This window comes from Halorhodospira sp. 9622 (assembly GCF_022228025.1).
Classification (GTDB): Bacteria; Pseudomonadota; Gammaproteobacteria; order Nitrococcales; family Halorhodospiraceae; genus Halorhodospira; species Halorhodospira halophila_A.
Genome location: NZ_JAJNRE010000011.1, coordinates 51256 through 65945, shown reverse-complemented (window position 1 = coordinate 65945; position 14690 = coordinate 51256). Strand labels below are relative to the sequence as shown.

The 14690-nt window shown below is 70.9% G+C and carries 15 protein-coding genes; 9 read left to right on the top strand and 6 right to left on the bottom strand.

Translation table 11 applies throughout. From position 1 onward, the window contains the following. Positions 1–159: 159 nt before the first annotated feature. The 4 genes from LRG07_RS08030 to LRG07_RS08015 all read right to left on the bottom strand — a co-directional run bounded on the left by LRG07_RS08030 (position 160) and on the right by LRG07_RS08015 (position 4379). Positions 160–1251 (bottom strand): porin, encoded by a 1092-nt coding sequence (locus LRG07_RS08030; RefSeq protein WP_238642117.1) that lies wholly within the window; start codon positions 1249–1251, stop codon positions 160–162. 109 nt (positions 1252–1360) lie between these two features. Next, positions 1361–2152: a prolipoprotein diacylglyceryl transferase gene (lgt, locus tag LRG07_RS08025; RefSeq protein WP_238642116.1), complete on the bottom strand. Its 792-nt coding sequence runs from the start codon at positions 2150–2152 to the stop codon at positions 1361–1363. 118 nt (positions 2153–2270) lie between these two features. Continuing rightward, positions 2271–3119: a carboxylating nicotinate-nucleotide diphosphorylase gene (gene nadC, locus LRG07_RS08020; RefSeq protein WP_201172269.1), complete on the bottom strand. Its 849-nt coding sequence runs from the start codon at positions 3117–3119 to the stop codon at positions 2271–2273. A 51-nt stretch (positions 3120–3170) separates the two neighbouring features. Further along, a complete protein-coding gene (locus LRG07_RS08015) occupies positions 3171–4379 on the bottom strand; it encodes a class I SAM-dependent rRNA methyltransferase (protein WP_238642115.1) in 1209 nt (402 codons plus the stop codon). Positions 4380–4531: 152 nt separating this feature from the next. Here LRG07_RS08015 and LRG07_RS08010 point away from each other — a divergent pair, with 152 nt between their 5' ends. The 9 genes from LRG07_RS08010 (at position 4532) to LRG07_RS07970 (ending at position 12372) form a co-directional block, all read left to right on the top strand. Continuing rightward, the gene (locus tag LRG07_RS08010; protein WP_201172273.1) at positions 4532–5239 is read left to right on the top strand and encodes a TIGR04211 family SH3 domain-containing protein; all 708 of its coding nucleotides are present in this window, start codon (positions 4532–4534) and stop codon (positions 5237–5239) included. A gap of 4 nt (positions 5240–5243) precedes the next feature. Continuing rightward, positions 5244–6413 carry an acetylornithine deacetylase gene (gene argE / locus LRG07_RS08005; RefSeq protein WP_238642114.1) on the top strand — a complete coding sequence of 390 codons (1170 nt, stop codon included), beginning with the start codon at positions 5244–5246 and terminating at the stop codon, positions 6411–6413. 14 nt (positions 6414–6427) lie between these two features. Next, positions 6428–7762, top strand: a complete 1335-nt coding sequence (gene argA, locus LRG07_RS08000) for an amino-acid N-acetyltransferase (RefSeq protein ID WP_238642113.1) — start codon at positions 6428–6430, stop codon at positions 7760–7762. Positions 7763–7792: 30 nt separating this feature from the next. Beyond that, positions 7793–8587: a thymidylate synthase gene (locus LRG07_RS07995; protein ID WP_201241443.1), complete on the top strand. Its 795-nt coding sequence runs from the start codon at positions 7793–7795 to the stop codon at positions 8585–8587. Between the two features lie 88 nt (positions 8588–8675). After that, entirely contained in the window at positions 8676–9041 is a 366-nt protein-coding gene (locus LRG07_RS13915; protein WP_255773179.1) for a nucleotidyltransferase domain-containing protein, read from the top strand. Then, positions 9019–9507, top strand: a complete 489-nt coding sequence (locus LRG07_RS07985; protein WP_201172287.1) for a hypothetical protein — start codon at positions 9019–9021, stop codon at positions 9505–9507. Before LRG07_RS13915 ends, LRG07_RS07985 begins: the two co-directional genes overlap by 23 nt. A 25-nt stretch (positions 9508–9532) precedes the next feature. Continuing rightward, positions 9533–10021 (top strand): dihydrofolate reductase, encoded by a 489-nt coding sequence (locus LRG07_RS07980; RefSeq protein ID WP_238642112.1) that lies wholly within the window; start codon positions 9533–9535, stop codon positions 10019–10021. A 14-nt stretch (positions 10022–10035) separates the two neighbouring features. After that, the gene (locus tag LRG07_RS07975) at positions 10036–11004 is read left to right on the top strand and encodes a radical SAM protein (RefSeq protein ID WP_238642111.1); all 969 of its coding nucleotides are present in this window, start codon (positions 10036–10038) and stop codon (positions 11002–11004) included. Positions 11005–11277: 273 nt separating this feature from the next. Further along, positions 11278–12372, top strand: a complete 1095-nt coding sequence (locus LRG07_RS07970; protein ID WP_238642110.1) for a porin — start codon at positions 11278–11280, stop codon at positions 12370–12372. Positions 12373–12472: 100 nt separating this feature from the next. Here the strand turns inward: LRG07_RS07970 and LRG07_RS07965 are convergent, their stop codons facing one another. Together LRG07_RS07965 and LRG07_RS07960 are read right to left on the bottom strand one after the other, a co-directional pair. Further along, positions 12473–14482, bottom strand: coding sequence for a hypothetical protein (locus tag LRG07_RS07965; RefSeq protein ID WP_238642109.1), 2010 nt, complete (start codon positions 14480–14482; stop codon positions 12473–12475). Further along, on the bottom strand, positions 14479–14682 hold the full coding sequence (locus tag LRG07_RS07960) for a hypothetical protein (RefSeq protein ID WP_201172308.1): 204 nt from the start codon (positions 14680–14682) through the stop codon (positions 14479–14481). The genes LRG07_RS07965 and LRG07_RS07960 overlap by 4 nt, the downstream gene beginning before the upstream one ends. Between the last annotated feature and the right edge of the window lie 8 nt (positions 14683–14690).

The following is a 14690-nucleotide window of genomic DNA, read 5'->3' as shown; positions in this document are numbered from 1 at the left end:
AGGGGCGTATCGCCTGCGCGGTGGAGGCCCGGGTGCGGGGTCTCGGCCGCAGGGATGCGGCCGTGAAGCCTCCAGGGATGGATGGACGGCGTCCCCGCGCCCGGGCCTCCACCGCGCAGGGACACAACCGGCTGCCACCCTCCTCGGTACGAGGGAAGGCTAAACGCTAGAAGTCGACGCGCACGCCGCTGGCCACGGCCCAGGTGGAGCTACCGTCACGCACCCTCTCGTCCTCGCCTCCGGACCGGCCACCCGGCCGTGGTACCACGGCACCAGCTGGGACTCCGAGTCGTTGTTCAGGTTGGCGTAGGTGACGTAGAGCCGGGTGCGCTCATCGGCGTGGAAGACGGCGCCAATCACCGCCATGCGCCCGCCGTGACCACTCGCGTCCGCGTCGATGGCGTAGTACTGCCCGCGCAGCTCCAGGTCATCGGCCAGACGGTGGCGCAGGCCGAGGCCGTAACCGTCGGCGTCCTCGTATTCATCATTGACCTCCCACGCCTCCTTGGAGCGCTGGCCAAAGCCGATCAGCGTCCAGTCGTCCCCGATCGCCCACTCGGCGCCCAGGCGAAAGACCTCGCCCTCATCCTCGTCTTCGTCGCCAAAGAACCGTTCGGTCCCAAGGGCCAGGCGCAGCGCCGGCCACTGGTAATCGACCACGGCGGCGTAGGCCTGGCGATCGTTGTCATCCGCCGGCGGGTCATCGTCCCTGTCCTGGGTGTCGAAGCTGTAGTGCAGATCAAAGCCCCACCCCTCGCCCTCCGGCGTGGTCAGGCGCACCCCGGCCGGGAAGCGGCTGTCGAAGTGCGGGCTGTGCTCGCCGCGCAGGATGTTGCGCGAATCGCCCATCTCGCCGCTGAACAGATCGAAGCTTCCGCGCAGGTCCTTCACCGCCGAGTTCATGTAACCCAGGCGCAGGGTGCCCCAGGACTCGCGCAGGCCAAGCAGGGCACTGCGCGAGGCCCACTCCAGACCGTCGCCGCGGTTGAAGGCGATCTGCTGCTCGACCTCGCCGAGGACGGTCAGCCCGGTCTCCAGCTGGTGCTCGACGTCAAAACCCAGGCGACTGGAGTTGCTGGCCAGATCCCAGGCGCCGTACCCACCGCCGCTGTAGCGCTCGATACTCAGGTTCACACGACCGTAGACGTCCCAGTCCACCGCCAGCGCCGTCGCCGGCGCCAGCAGGGGCAGCGCGGCGAGCAGACGCCAGCCGAATGCGGGGCGCCGACGCCCCGTGCGGATCACTCCCATGCAGTGCTCCTTCAAACCATGGATGGGAACCGGCGCCGTGCGCCCCTCCGGCGCGCCGGAACCGATGGTTGCAACCGGGCGGGATTGTAACCCGGCGCTGGGCGGCGGATCAGGCGGCCGCGCCCGGGCGCCGCCAGGCCCACAGCAACAGCGCCACCCCGCCGAGGATCATGGGCAGGGTGAGGACCTGGCCCAGGGTCAGCCAGCCGAAGGCGAGGTAGCCGATGTGCGCATCCGGCATACGGAAGAACTCGACGAAGGCGCGGAAGCCCCCGTACGCCGTCAGGAACAGACCGGTGACCGCCCCGCGGGCCCGCGGTCGGGCGGAGAACCACCACAGCAGCACGAACAGGGCGATCCCCTCCAGCCCCATCTGATAGAGCTGCGAGGGGTGGCGCGCCTCGTCACCCAGCGGCGGATAGACCATGGCCCAAGGGACCTCGGAGGGCCGGCCCCACAGCTCGCCGTTGATGAAGTTGCCCAGCCGCCCGGCGCCGAGGCCGATGGGCACCAGCGGCGCGGCGAAATCGGTCAGACCCAGCAGCGGGATCCGGTAGCGCCAGGCGTAGACCCCCAGCGCAGCGGTGACCCCGAGCAGCCCGCCGTGGAAGGACATGCCGCCTTCCCAGAGCCGCAGCAGGGAGAGCGGGTCGGCAGCGAGGCCATCCAGGTTGTAGAAGAGGTGGTAGCCGAGCTTGGCGCCGACAATCACCCCCAGCGCGCCGAAGAAGACCAGGTCGTCCACCTGCTGCCCGGTCACCGGGCTGTCCGGCCGACGCGCCCGCCAGCGCCCCAGCCCCCAGGCGGCGAGGAAGCCGACGACGTACATCAGGCCGTACCAGTGGATGGCCACCGGCCCGAGCTGGATGGCGACCGGGTCGATATCGGGATAGACGAGCATGGGCGGAGACTAGTGGAGAGCGCCGCGGCAAGGCAAGCGCACTACCAGATCCCGCTGCAACCGACTTGCCAGCCCCCTGCGCAACAGGGCACCTCGCCCGCATCGGGCGGGGACCGACTCAGCCGGCCGCGTCGAGGCGCAGCGAGAGATCCAGGGCGTGGACGTGCTTGGTCAGGGCACCGACGGAGATACGGTCCACGCCGGTGGCGGCCAGACCGCGCACGGCGTCCAGATCCACCCCGCCGGAGACCTCCAGGGCCACCCGCCCGGCGGCCTGCTCCACCGCCTGACGGATGCCGTCGGCATCGAAATTATCGAGCATCACCACGTCGGCGCCGGCGGCGATGGCCTCGTCGAGCTGCGCCAGGTCCTCGATCTCTACGGTGATCGGCGTCCCCGCGGCGCGCAGGCGCGCCACCTCAACGGCCGGGGTGAGCCCGCCGCAGGCGGCGATGTGGTTCTCCTTGATCAGGTAGGCGTCGAACAGCCCGAAGCGGTGATTGTCGGCCCCGCCGGCGCGCACGGCGTACTTCTGAGCGGCGCGCAGCCCGGGCACCGTCTTGCGGGTATCGAGCACCTGCACCCCGGTGCCGGCCAGGGCATCGGCGTAGCGCCGTGCCGTGGTGGCGGTCCCGGAGAGGAACTGCAGGAAGTTCAGCGCCGTGCGCTCGCCGGTGAGCACCGCCCGGCTCGGCCCCTGGATCCGGCAGACCTCGGTGCCCGGCTCCAGCCAATCGCCGTCGCCGTGAAGCCAGCGCACCCCCACGGCCCGGTCGAGCTGCCGGAAGACCTCATCGAACCAGGCGCTGCCGCAGAGCACCGCCGCCTCGCGGGCGACGACGTGGCCTTCGGCCTGCCGGCTGGCCGGCACCAGGGCGGCGGTGAGATCACCGCCGCCGACGTCCTCGGCCAGGGCGCGGGCGACGTCGTCACGGATGGTTTCACGGGGAGGGAGCGGGATGGGCATGCTTGATCAGGGTTCCGTGGGCACGATTCACAGGGTGCAGCGTACCCGGGGTCAGGGCAAGCTGGTGGCGATCACGGCGCGCAGGAAAAGCGCCTTGAGGTAGTCGGTTTCGGGGATGGCCGGATGGATCGGGTGGTCGGCGGGGAGCCCGCCGCGCTCGAGGATGCGCACCGAGCGATCCAGATGCCGCCCGGCGGCCAGCAGGATCCCCGACAGCCGCTCCTCGGGCAGGTGGGCCGAGCAGGAGCAACTGAGCAGTACGCCGTCGCGGCCGAGCAGACGCAGCGCGGCCTCGTTGACGCTGCGGTAGCCGCGCTCGCCGGCCTTGCGGTCGCGGCGGCGCTTGATGAACGCCGGTGGGTCCACCACCGCCACGTCGTAGCGCTCCCCCTCCTGCCGGGCCACCGCCAGGTAGTCGTTCACCTCGCCCTCGACCACCGTCACCCGGTCGCCGACGCCGTTGCGCTCGGCGTTGGCGGCGATCCGGTCACAGGCCTCGGCGGAGCGCTCCACGGCCACCGCCTCGCGGGCCCCGGCCACGGCGGCGGCGATGGCGAAGCCGCCGGCGTAGGAGAAGGCGTCGAGCACCCGGGCGTCGCCGGCATAGGCCGCCAGGCGCTGGCGGTTGCCGCGCTGATCGTAGAACCAGCCGGTCTTCTGCCCGCTGACCGCCGGGACCTGGAAGCGCAGGCCCGCCTCGCGGACCTCCAGCTCCTCCGGCCCGGGGGCGCCGAGCCACTCCACCCGCCGGTCGAGCCCCTCGCGCTCGCGCACGCTGTTATCCGCCCGCCAGAGCACATGCGCCGGGCCGACCACCTTCGCCAGGGCATCCAGGACCTCGGCCTGGAGCCGCTCGATGCCCGCGGTGTTGGGCTGAACCACGCAACAGTCGCCGAAGCGATCGACGACCAGCCCGGGCAGGCCGTCGGCCTCGCCGTGGACCAGCCGATACCACGGCTCGGCGAAGAGGCGCTGGCGCATGGACAGGGCCACCTGCAGGCGGTGGACCAGGGTGGAACGATCCAGCGACACCTTGGCGTCGCGGCTGACCAGCCGGGCGCAGATCAGCGAGTTGGGATTGACGTAGGCGCAGCCGAGGGCCTTGCCGCGGGCATCCTCCACCACCACCTGCTCGCCGGGGGCGAAGCCGCGCAGGGGGGTACGGTGGGTGTCTACCTCGTTGCTGAAGATCCACAGATGACCGGCGCGCAGGCGCCGCTCCTCGCCGGATTTCAGGCGCAGTACGGGTCGCTGCTCCATGGGGCCTCCTGAAAGGAAGCCCGGTATTCTGCGGTGCTGTCGCGCGGCACGCAATCGCACCCGGTCCGGAGCGGCGCCGATGCCCATCACCATCCGGCGATTGCTTCTTGTTAAACTGACGCCATCGTATTGGCCAAGCTGGAGCGACATCCGTGCGCATCAAGTCCGCCCCCGTCGTCATCCTCTCCGCCGCGCTGGTCACCGCCCTGCCGGCGACCTCCGTCACGGCGCAGACCGCCTATGTCGGCGACGAGATCAGCATCTCCTTCCGCACCGGTGCCGGCTCGCAGTACGCCATCGAGCGCTTCCTGAGCACCGGCGCCCCCCTGGAGGTCCTCGACCCCCCCGAGGATGCCGAGGAGCGCTTCGGCGAGGCGGCCCTGGAGGACTGGATCTACGTCCGCGACAACCGCGGCGACGAGGGCTGGGTGCAGGAGCGCTTCCTGATGGCCGAGCCGCCGGCCCGGGTGCGCATCGGCCGGGTTGAGGAAGAGCGCGACGCCGCCCTGGAGCGGATCGCAGAGCTGGAGGACGAACTGACCGGGCAGGCGGAAGAGAAGGACGCCCTGAGCGAGGAGCTGGCCGAGGCCGAGGCGCGCATCGAGGAGCTGGAGGCCGACCTGGAGGCCGCCAGCGACGGCTACGAGCTGGTCGAGGCCAACGAACAGCTCCAGGAGCGGGTGGAGCGGCTGCTCGAGCGCAACGAGCAGCTGGAGGAGCAGAACTCCGCCCTCGCCGAGCGCAGCCGCCAGGAGTGGTTTTTGGCTGGCGCCGGCGTGCTGGTGGGCGGGCTGATCCTCGGACTGATCCTGCCGCATCTGCGCCCGCGCCGCCGGGACAGCTGGGGCGGCGGGCTGTAACGCCGTGACCGCGCCGCTGCCGGCCCTGCACGAGATGATCGCCGAGCTGGTCGCCGAGCCGTCGGTGAGCAGCGTCGAGGCGGAGCACGACCAGGGCAACCGTGGCATCACCGAGCGGCTGGCCGGCTGGCTCGAGGATTTGGGCTTCGACTGCCGCATCGAGGCCCTGCCCGGCCGGCCGGAGAAGACCAACCTCACCGCCACCCTGGCCCCAGCGCGGGCACCGGAGCGGGGCGGACTGGCCCTGTGCGGGCACACCGACACCGTCCCCTGCGATCCGCAGCGCTGGTCCGGCGATCCGTGGCGCCTGCGCGAGGTGGACGGCCGCCTCTACGGACTGGGCGTGACCGACATGAAGGCGTTCCTGGCCCTGGCCGTCGAGGCGGCCCGCGAGGTGAACCCGGCACAGCTACAGGCGCCGCTGACCCTGCTGTTCACGGCGGACGAGGAGAGCGGCATGGACGGCGTGCGCGCCCTGCTCGACGCCCACCCGGAGGGCCTGGGCCCACGCCATGCAGTGGTCGGCGAGCCGACCCGCAACCACCCGGTGCACGTGCACAAGGGCATGATGATGGAGGCGCTCCACATCGAGGGGCGGGCCGGGCACTCCAGCGACCCGCGCCTGGGGCGCAACGCCCTGGACGCCATGACCCGGGTGCTCAACGCCCTGATCGCCTGGCGCGAGGAACTGGCCGCCAGCCACCGGGACGAGCGCTTCGCCGTGGCCCACCCCACCCTCAACCTCGGGCACATCCGCGGCGGCGACAACCCCAACCGCATCTGCGGCGAGGCGGAGCTGCACATCGACCTGCGCCCCCTGCCCGGCATGGATCCGGCGGCACTGCAGCAGGAACTCGACCGGCGCCTGGCCGAGGCCCTCGGCGACGACGCCGTACACCTAACCCGCCGCCCCCTGTTCCCGGCCCATCCGCCCATGGCCACGCCAGCGGACGCCGAGGTGGTGCGCTTCGCCGAGTCGGTCACCGGCCACCCGGCCGGTGCCGTGGCCTTCGCCACCGAGGCGCCCTACCTGGCCCGGCTGGGCATGGACGTGGTGGTCCTCGGCCCCGGCGAGATCGAGCAGGCCCACCAGCCCGACGAGTCCATCGCCATCGAGCGCCTGGCGCCCACCGTGGCGCTGCTGCGCCGCTTCATCCACCGCTTCTGCCTGTAGGCCGCGGAGCCCCCATGCGTCTCGCCGACCTCGATCCGCAGCAGTTCGTGGAGTGGTTCCGCCACGCCGCACCGTACATCAACGCCCACCGCGGGCGGACCTTCGTCGTCGCCTTCCCCGGGGCCGCCGTCGAGGCCCCACGCATCGACGGCCTGGTCCACGACCTGGCGGTGCTGGCCAGCTTGGGCGTGCGCCTGGTGCTGGTCCCCGGCGCCCGCCCCCAGGTGGAGCAGCGCCTGCGCCGCCGCGGCCTGGAACCGCGCTACGCCCAGGGCAGCACCGGCCTACGCATCACCGACGGCGACGCCCTGGAGTGCGTGCGCGATGCCATCGGCGAGGTACGCACCCGGCTCGAGGCGCGCCTTTCCACGGGCGTGGCCACCTCACCCATGGCCGGTCTGCGCCTGCGCGTGGCCTCGGGTAACGTCATCACCGCCCGCCCGGTGGGGGTGCGCGACGGCATCGATCACCTCTACACCGGCGAGGTACGCCGGGTGGACGCCGAGGCGCTGCGCCGACGCCTGGACGACGGCGACGTCGCCCTCGTCTCGCCCCTGGGCTACTCGCCCACCGGCGAGGCGTTCAACCTCTCGGCCGAGTCCGTGGCCCGGGCCGTGGGCGAGGCGCTGGCGGCGGACAAGCTCATTCACCTGACCCGCCACGCGCCGCTGCGCGATGCCGACGGCGCCCCGGTGCGCGAACTGACCCCGCGCGAGGCGCGGGCCCGCCTGGACGCCGGCGGGCTCGCCGACGACGCCCGGCGCCTGCTGCACAGCGCGCACCAGGCCTGCCTGGGCGGCGTCGGCCGGGTCCACCTGCTCGACCGCACCCAGGACGGTGCTCTACTGCTGGAGCTCTTCACCCGGGACGGCGTGGGCACGCTGATCGCCCCGGAGCCCTTCGAGTCCCTGCGCACCGCCGGGCTCGACGACATCCCCGGCATCCTCGGCCTCATCCGCCCGCTGGAGGAGAGCGGCGCGCTGGTCTACCGCCCCCAGGAGCTGCTCGAAGAGCAGATCAGCGCCTTCACCGTGGCCGAGCGCGACGGCGCCGTAGTCGCCACGGGCGCCCTGCTGCCGTGGCCGGCCGAGGATGCCGGCGAGATCGCCTGCCTGGCCGTGGACCCGGACTACCGCGGCGCCGGGCGCGCCGACGCCCTGGTCCGCCGCCTGGAGCAGCAGGCCCGCGGCCACGGGCTGCACCGGCTGTTCGTGCTCACCACCCGGGCCGAGCACTGGTTCCGCGAGCGCGGCTTCGAGCCCGCCGCCCCGGAGGCCCTACCGGCCACGCGGCGGGCGCTCTACGACCGGACCCGGGGCTCGAAGGTCCTGGTCCGGGACATTCCGTGATCCGCCAAACCTGAGGAGTGCTTCGGGCTGATGCGCGCCTATCTCGATCTCGTCCGCCACGTCATGGAGCACGGCCACCGCAAGGCCGACCGGACCGGCACCGGCACGCTGTCGATCTTCGGCCACCAGATGCGCTTCGACCTGCAGGCCGGCTTCCCGCTGGTGACCACCAAGCGCGTGTTCTGGCGCGGCGTGGCCGAAGAGCTGCTGTGGTTCATCCGCGGCAGCACCAACGCCCGCGAGCTGGAGGAGCGCGGAGTGCGGATCTGGTCGCCGTGGGCCGACCCGGACGGCGAGCTGGGACCGGTCTACGGCGCCCAGTGGCGCAGCTGGCGCGCGGCGGACGGCGGCGAGATCGATCAGCTCCGCCAGGTTCTCGAGCAGCTGCGCGAGCGCCCCGACTCGCGCCGGCACCTGGTCAGCGCCTGGAACGTGGGCGAGCTTGAGCGCATGAACCTGCCGCCCTGCCACCTGCTCTTCCAATTCTACGTGGCCGACGGGCGGCTCTCCTGCCAGCTCTACCAGCGCAGCGCCGATCTCTTCCTGGGCGTGCCGTTCAACATCGCCTCGTACAGCCTGCTCACCCACCTGGTGGCCCGCCACGTGGGCCTGGACGTGGGCGAGTTCATCTGGACCGGCGGCGACTGCCACCTCTACCTCAACCACCTGGAACAGGCTCGCGAGCAGCTCGGCCGCGAGCCGCGGCCACTGCCCACCCTGCACATCGACCCGGCGGTCACCGACCTCTTTGCGGTGCGCTTCGAGCACCTGCAGCTGACGGGCTACGACCCTCACCCCAAACTGACCGCCCCGGTGGCGGTGTGAATCTGCAGCCAATAACTCCGATATGCCATCATGAGGCGTGATATGACGCAGTTTTAAGCGCGACCCACGGCGACCTCAGGATGCCAGCATGGCCGAGACACCCGCGAAGCCGCAGCACAATTCCAACTACCAGCGACTGCGCACTCAGCGAGCGCAGGCTGCGCGGGATCGCGTACTCCCTCTTGCTCATGAGGCATTGGGACGCCTTCAGAAGCTTGGAGTGGAAGCCCGCGTGACGGGATCGCTGGCACGGGGCACATTCCACGAGCGCTCGGATGTCGACTTCCTGATCATCCGATTGCCCGATGAGGAGCTGCGGTATCGGCTGGAGCGCGTCATCGAGGAGACGATGGCCGGCATCCCGTTTGATGTCGTCTATCTCGATGAGGTCAGTCATCCCGAACTCCGCCGACGATTCCTTGAGGCCGCCCGTGACCGAAGCAATCTGGCGTGATATCGAGATTGAACTTGAACGTCTCGAGCGCGAGGAAGGGTTCACGCAACGCTTGCTCCAGGAAATGCCCGAAGACCCGCCGTCGGACTCTTATGTTGAATGGCGGGATAAGAAGGCGCTCTCCGATGCCGTTGAGTCCCTCTACACCGGGATGGAACGAGTCCTGAACATCGTTGCCGAGCACTGCGATGGAGAAGCGCCCGCCGGCCGCGACTGGCACCGGCGCCTGATTGACCGCCTTGCCCACGAAGGCGCCGACAGCCAACGGCCGCCATTGCTCTCATCGGAGACCGCCGAGCGGCTCCACGATCTACGCGGTTTCAGACATCGCTCCCGCCAGGGCTACGGCGCTGAACTCGACTGGCGGAAAACGCGCCGGGCCGGAGGCGACGCACTCGACGCACTAACCGCCTTCCGCAACGACCTGCACGTGTTCGGGCGAGCACTCGGCCTGCACGACCATTAACCCTCTTCCACCGGGGAACGGATTCATGGAAATCGTCCTTGTCGCCATCGTCGGCCGCAACGGCGTCATCGGCGCCGACGGCGACCAGCCGTGGCACTTTCGCTGCGACCTACAGCACTTCAAGGCGATCACCCGCGGCCACCCGGTGATCATGGGCCGGCGCACCTTCGCCGCCATCGGCCGCCCGCTGCCGCAGCGGACCAACATCATCCTCAGCCGCGACCCGGCTTTCGCCGCCGATGGCGTGGAGGTGGCCGCCGACGCCGAGACCGCCCTGGCCCGCGCCCAGGCGGCGGCCGGCGGCGAGCAGGTGATGATCCTCGGCGGCGGCGCGGTCTACCGGCTCTTCCTGCCCCGGGCCCGCCGGGTGGAGCTGACCGAGGTGGATGACGCCCCGCCCGGCGACACCACCTTCCCGGCGCTGGGCGACGACTGGCGGGAGACCGCCCGGGACGAGGCCGAGGAAGACGGCTACCGCCTGACCTTCCGCACCCTGACCCGCCGCGACGGCTAACCCCCGGAGGCGCCGTGTACCAGTACCTGTTCGGCCCCGTCCCCTCCCGCCGCCTGGGCATGTCCCTGGGCGTGGATCTGGTCCCGCACAAGGTGTGCAGCTTCAACTGCGTCTACTGCGAGTGCGGCCGCACCACCCGGCTGACCGTCGCCCGCGACGCCTACGTGCCGCTGGCGGCGGTGACCGCCGAGCTCGAGCACTACCTGGCCCACCACCGCCCGCCGGATTTCTTCACCTTCTCCGGCGCCGGTGAGCCCACCCTCAACAGCCACCTGGGCGACGTGCTGGCCTTCATCCGCGAGCGCGCGCCGCAGGCGCGCACGGCGGTGATCACCAACGCCAGCCTGATCGACGACCCGCAGGTGCGCGCCGAGCTGGCCGCCGCCGATGTCGTCATGCCGTCGCTGGATGCCGCCACCGAGCGAACCTTCCGGCGCATGGACCGCCCCTCGCCGCGGGTGCGCCTGCAGCCACTGCTCGACGGCCTGGTGGCCTTCCGCGACCGCTTCAGCGGGGCCATCTGGCTGGAGGTGGTGATCCTCCCCGGTTACAACGACCACCCCGAGGACCTGGCCGCCCTGCGCGAGGCCCTGGTGCGCATCCGCGCCGACCGCATCCAGCTCAATACCCTCGACCGCCCCGGCACCGAGACCGACCTACAGCCCGCCCCGCGCGAGCAGTTGGAGCGAATCGCCGCCGAATGGGGGCTGGGGAACGTCCACGTAGTCGGCGCCGCCCCGGCCCCCGGCAACGAGGCGGGCTACCGCAGCGATGGCGACGACGCCGTGCTCGCTACCATCGCCCGCCGCCCCTGCACCGCCGACGACCTGGCGCGCCTGCTCGGCATCGCCCCCGCACGGGCCGCCGAGCGGTTGCGCGCCCTCGAGGCCGCGGGGCAAATCATCGCAGTGGAGCAGGAGCGCGGCGTCTTCTATCAGGCCACGGACCGCGCCGCCCGGGGCCAGGGAGAGCATGGACAGTGACTTGCGCCGCCCAACCGGAGTGCACGATCTCAGGCACCACTGCAAGAGATCGGCGAAACCCATTGAATGCCTTGCACCCTTGCTGAACCATCGTGTAAAAGGTCAGGTATCCGCTGAGCCGCTTGACGAGGCTCAACGGAGCCCGTGATGCGGGGGCACTCAAGCACCACCGGCACCGGCCGATAGCCAAGGTGCGGGCCGGACTCGTGGGATGGCGGCCCCGGCTGACAAAACGAAAAAGCAGAAGCACAAAATAAGACGAGGAGCACCCCTATGAAGAAGAAGCTCATCACGCTGGCGACGGCCACCGCCATGACCGCACCCGCCGCCGTGCTGGCCGATGCCCACAGCGACGGCCCGGAGGTCTACGGTCGCGTTCATCTGTCGCTGAACGCCATTGACACCGACACCGGCGCGGAGGACTCCGGCATCGGCATCTCCTCGAACGCCTCCCGCTTTGGCATCCGTGGCTCGGAATCGCTGGAGGGCAACATCAGCGCGATCTACCAGCTGGAACTCGGCCTCGGCTGGGCCGGGGGCTCGAGCAGCAGCATCGCCGGCAGCGACGACGGCAATCAAGATTTCTGGGACCAGGTCCGTGACAGCTACATCGGGGTGGAGGGGGACTTCGGCACGGTCCGAGCCGGCCGGCTGCCCGCCGCCAACCAGTACGTCTACGAGTCCAATTACCTCATGGACACCGTAGGCGATGTCGGCTCCATCACGAACTTGAGCATTGGTGGGCGCTTCGACACTGCCCTGCAGTACGAGACCGCAGATGGTGCCTTGGGGCCGTTCGGCGCAGTCGCCACCCTTGCGCCTTCGGGGTCCTCTTCCGAGTCTGACGAGGCGGACGATCACGATTTCATCCTGCGAGGCACGTACGCGGAGGGCCCGCTGACCGTGGCGGCTACCTTGGTACACATCGCCGCTGACGATGATTGGGGCGACGACGACGAGGGCTTCAACGTCTACACCCTCGGGGGCTCTTATGCCATGGACGCCTTTGACGTTGGCGTACTGTATGGCGTCCGTGATCATGAGGAGAGCGATGAAGAGGTTGATGACCAGTTCATCGCCCTGGGTGGCGCACTGCCGGTGACCTACAACGGCACCGTCAAGGCGCAGCTCGTCCACTTTATGGGTGATGCCGACGACTCCGACTCCACCACCTTCGGGGCCGGCTACTACCACAGCCTGAGCGACCGGACCGAGGTATATGGCGTGGCAGCATTCACCGGGAATGATGAGAACACTGACAACAACACCTACGGTTACGGTCATGGCGGTCTGCCGCAGGGAGTGGACGACGTTGGCAACGACGCCGATACCTTCGCGACCAGCGTTGGCCTGAGCCACAACTTCTAAAGCGGTCCTCACCCGCACAACAAGAAGCCCCGGGTACAACCGGGGCCTTGTCTGACTCCAGGGCGCCCTCGGGCGCCCTTTTTTTTGTGCCCGGATTGGGCTAGTCGAAGTGGGTGCCGGGGCGGGCCTCGACCTCAGCGGGCAGGCGGTAGCCGCGCTCCATGGCCGTGCCGCCGAGACCGACGAGCAGCAGCGGCCGCAGGCCCTCGCCGCCGGCGGCGATGCGCGCGCTGACCAGCCACGGGCCCCACTGCCCGCCCAGCTCGAGGAAGGGGTAGCGATTGGAGCTGCGCCCGCCGGGCATGGGGACCGCGCTCTCGTCATCGTCCCAACGGCTGCGCTCCCACGCCTGGTTGGCGGTGAGCCAGCCCACGCCCGTCTCGCCCAGGGGCCGCCACAACCCGGCGCCGATGGTCAGCTGCACGGTGTCCAGATCGACATCAGCACGCTGACCTGCAACGTCCTCGACCCGGTAGCTCACACTGCGCAGGCCGAGACTGCCGCTGGCGGTAACCGGCAGGCGATCGGCGAAGTACTGCCCCTGAACGCCGAAGTGGACGTTGAGTTCGCCGTCGCGCTCCACCCGGGTAAGCCCATCGAAGCCCTCCGGGCGGTCGCTGTAATCGACCCCGCCGTCGCTGCCCGGCAGGCGGTAGCTGTCGTAGGGCTCGCCGCCAAGGCTGCCCACGCTCACGCCCCAGCGCCAGCCGTAGTGGTAGGGGTGGCGGTAGCGCGGCTCCTTGTAACGGCGCTCGATGCGCTGGTCCGGGCGCAGCACCAGCTCATCGACGACGTCCTGGTAGTCGGGGTCATCCCGGGTGACGCGCACCGTGTACGCCCCCGCCTCGGCGGGGCGGCGGATGGCACCGGGCTCCTGGTGGTCGTGGCTGTCCAGGCGGATGACGCTGTGCCGGCCGGCGGCACGCAGGTCCAGGTGGCCGTACTGGCGCTCGGTCAGGCGGGCCGAGAAGTAGGCCGCCGGACTCCGCTCTCCGACTTCCACCGTGGCCGTCTCGCCGCGGTACTCGGCGGTGTCCAGCACCCGGATGCGGTAGCGCTGCCCTGGACGCACCGGCACCCGCGCCGGGGTGACGTAGTCGCGCCCGTCGATGCGCACCACCGCCCCGGCGGGCTGGGTGTGCAGGTAGAGGGTGGCTTGCTCGGCGTCCGCCCACGCCTCCGGCTGCAACGCCACCAGGCAACAGAATTGGGCGGGCAGTCCGGCGGGCTGATCCGGGGCACCGAGGACCTGGACGCGGATCTCGCCACCGAGACCGCGCAGACTGCGCGCCGCTGTCCGGCCGTAGTCGTCGGTGAGCAGGGTCATGCCGCCGATGCGCAGCTTGAGGTTGGGCTGTGGGCGCAGGGAGTGGCGGTCCACGGCCACGAAGCGGACCTCGCCGTCGGTCACCACCGGGATCACCTGCAGTTGCGCGGCGGCCTCCCGGGCGGTCTCCTCGAAGTAGGCGGCGAAGGTGGTCTCGCCCAGGCGGGGGCTGTAGAGTCGCTCATCGCCCACGCCGGTGCGCACCACCGTCTGGTGGCCCCGCGCCGCGCGGGCGAAGCGCTGCCCGGGGCGGTCCTCGGGCACCGCCTCGGTGAGCTCGAACTGCGCCATGGCCGGGGCGTTGCGCCGGGCCTGGGCGCGCAGCCGATCCATGCGCGCATCGGGCAGGCGAACCCGAACGTACCACCCTTCGGCCACCCGCTGCTCGGCCACTACGCTTGCACCCTCCAGGGCGACGTGGCTCACCGAGGCCACGGTGGCGGTAAGTTCCAGCTCGGTGTCCCGCTCCACCTCGTCCCCGGCGACCTCACCCCGGCGTTGCAGGCTGCGGAAGACCTCGCGCTGCTCGCCGCGCACGGCGGTGACCACCTCGCCGGCGATCTCGTAGAGGGCCGACTGGCGTGCCTCCTCGGGGGTCTCGCCGGTGCCGTGCCCGTAGGTGTAACCCGGCTCCGCCGCCGCCCGCCCCTGCTCGCGCAACTCCGCAGCATCGGGGTGGCGATCGCCGAGCCAGGCACACCCGCCGCCGAGCACCATCCCGCCAACCAGCAGCAGGACGGCGGCGAAACGTGGCAGGCGGCCCGGCACGGGAGCCCCCGTCACCGCTGCTGCATGCGGTCGCGATGCTCGTCCCGGGCCCGTTCCAGATCCTGCTCGGCCTGCTCCCGCTCCTCGCGGGTCTCGGCCTCCTCCAGGGCGCGCTCGGCGGCCCGCTCGCTGGCGCTGCGCTCAACCCGCTCGGCACAGCCGCCGAGCAGCAGCGCGCCGAGCAGCGGGATCAACAACGTCCGGCCACGGCGCATGGTGCCCC

Bases quoted from the DNA above. Each gene is read 5' to 3' on its own strand.
- LRG07_RS13915 (WP_255773179.1), top strand. From the start codon at position 8,676: ATGGCCGAGACACCCGCGAAGCCGCAGCACAATTCCAACTACCAGCGA.
- nadC (WP_201172269.1), bottom strand. From the start codon at position 3,119: ATGCCCATCCCGCTCCCTCCCCGTGAAACCATCCGTGACGACGTCGCC.
- LRG07_RS07970 (WP_238642110.1), top strand. From the start codon at position 11,278: ATGAAGAAGAAGCTCATCACGCTGGCGACGGCCACCGCCATGACCGCA.
- argA (WP_238642113.1), top strand. From the start codon at position 6,428: ATGCGTCTCGCCGACCTCGATCCGCAGCAGTTCGTGGAGTGGTTCCGC.
- LRG07_RS07980 (WP_238642112.1), top strand. From the start codon at position 9,533: ATGGAAATCGTCCTTGTCGCCATCGTCGGCCGCAACGGCGTCATCGGC.
- LRG07_RS08030 (WP_238642117.1), bottom strand. From the start codon at position 1,251: ATGGGAGTGATCCGCACGGGGCGTCGGCGCCCCGCATTCGGCTGGCGT.
- lgt (WP_238642116.1), bottom strand. From the start codon at position 2,152: ATGCTCGTCTATCCCGATATCGACCCGGTCGCCATCCAGCTCGGGCCG.
- LRG07_RS07960 (WP_201172308.1), bottom strand. From the start codon at position 14,682: ATGCGCCGTGGCCGGACGTTGTTGATCCCGCTGCTCGGCGCGCTGCTG.
- LRG07_RS07995 (WP_201241443.1), top strand. From the start codon at position 7,793: ATGCGCGCCTATCTCGATCTCGTCCGCCACGTCATGGAGCACGGCCAC.
- LRG07_RS08015 (WP_238642115.1), bottom strand. From the start codon at position 4,379: ATGGAGCAGCGACCCGTACTGCGCCTGAAATCCGGCGAGGAGCGGCGC.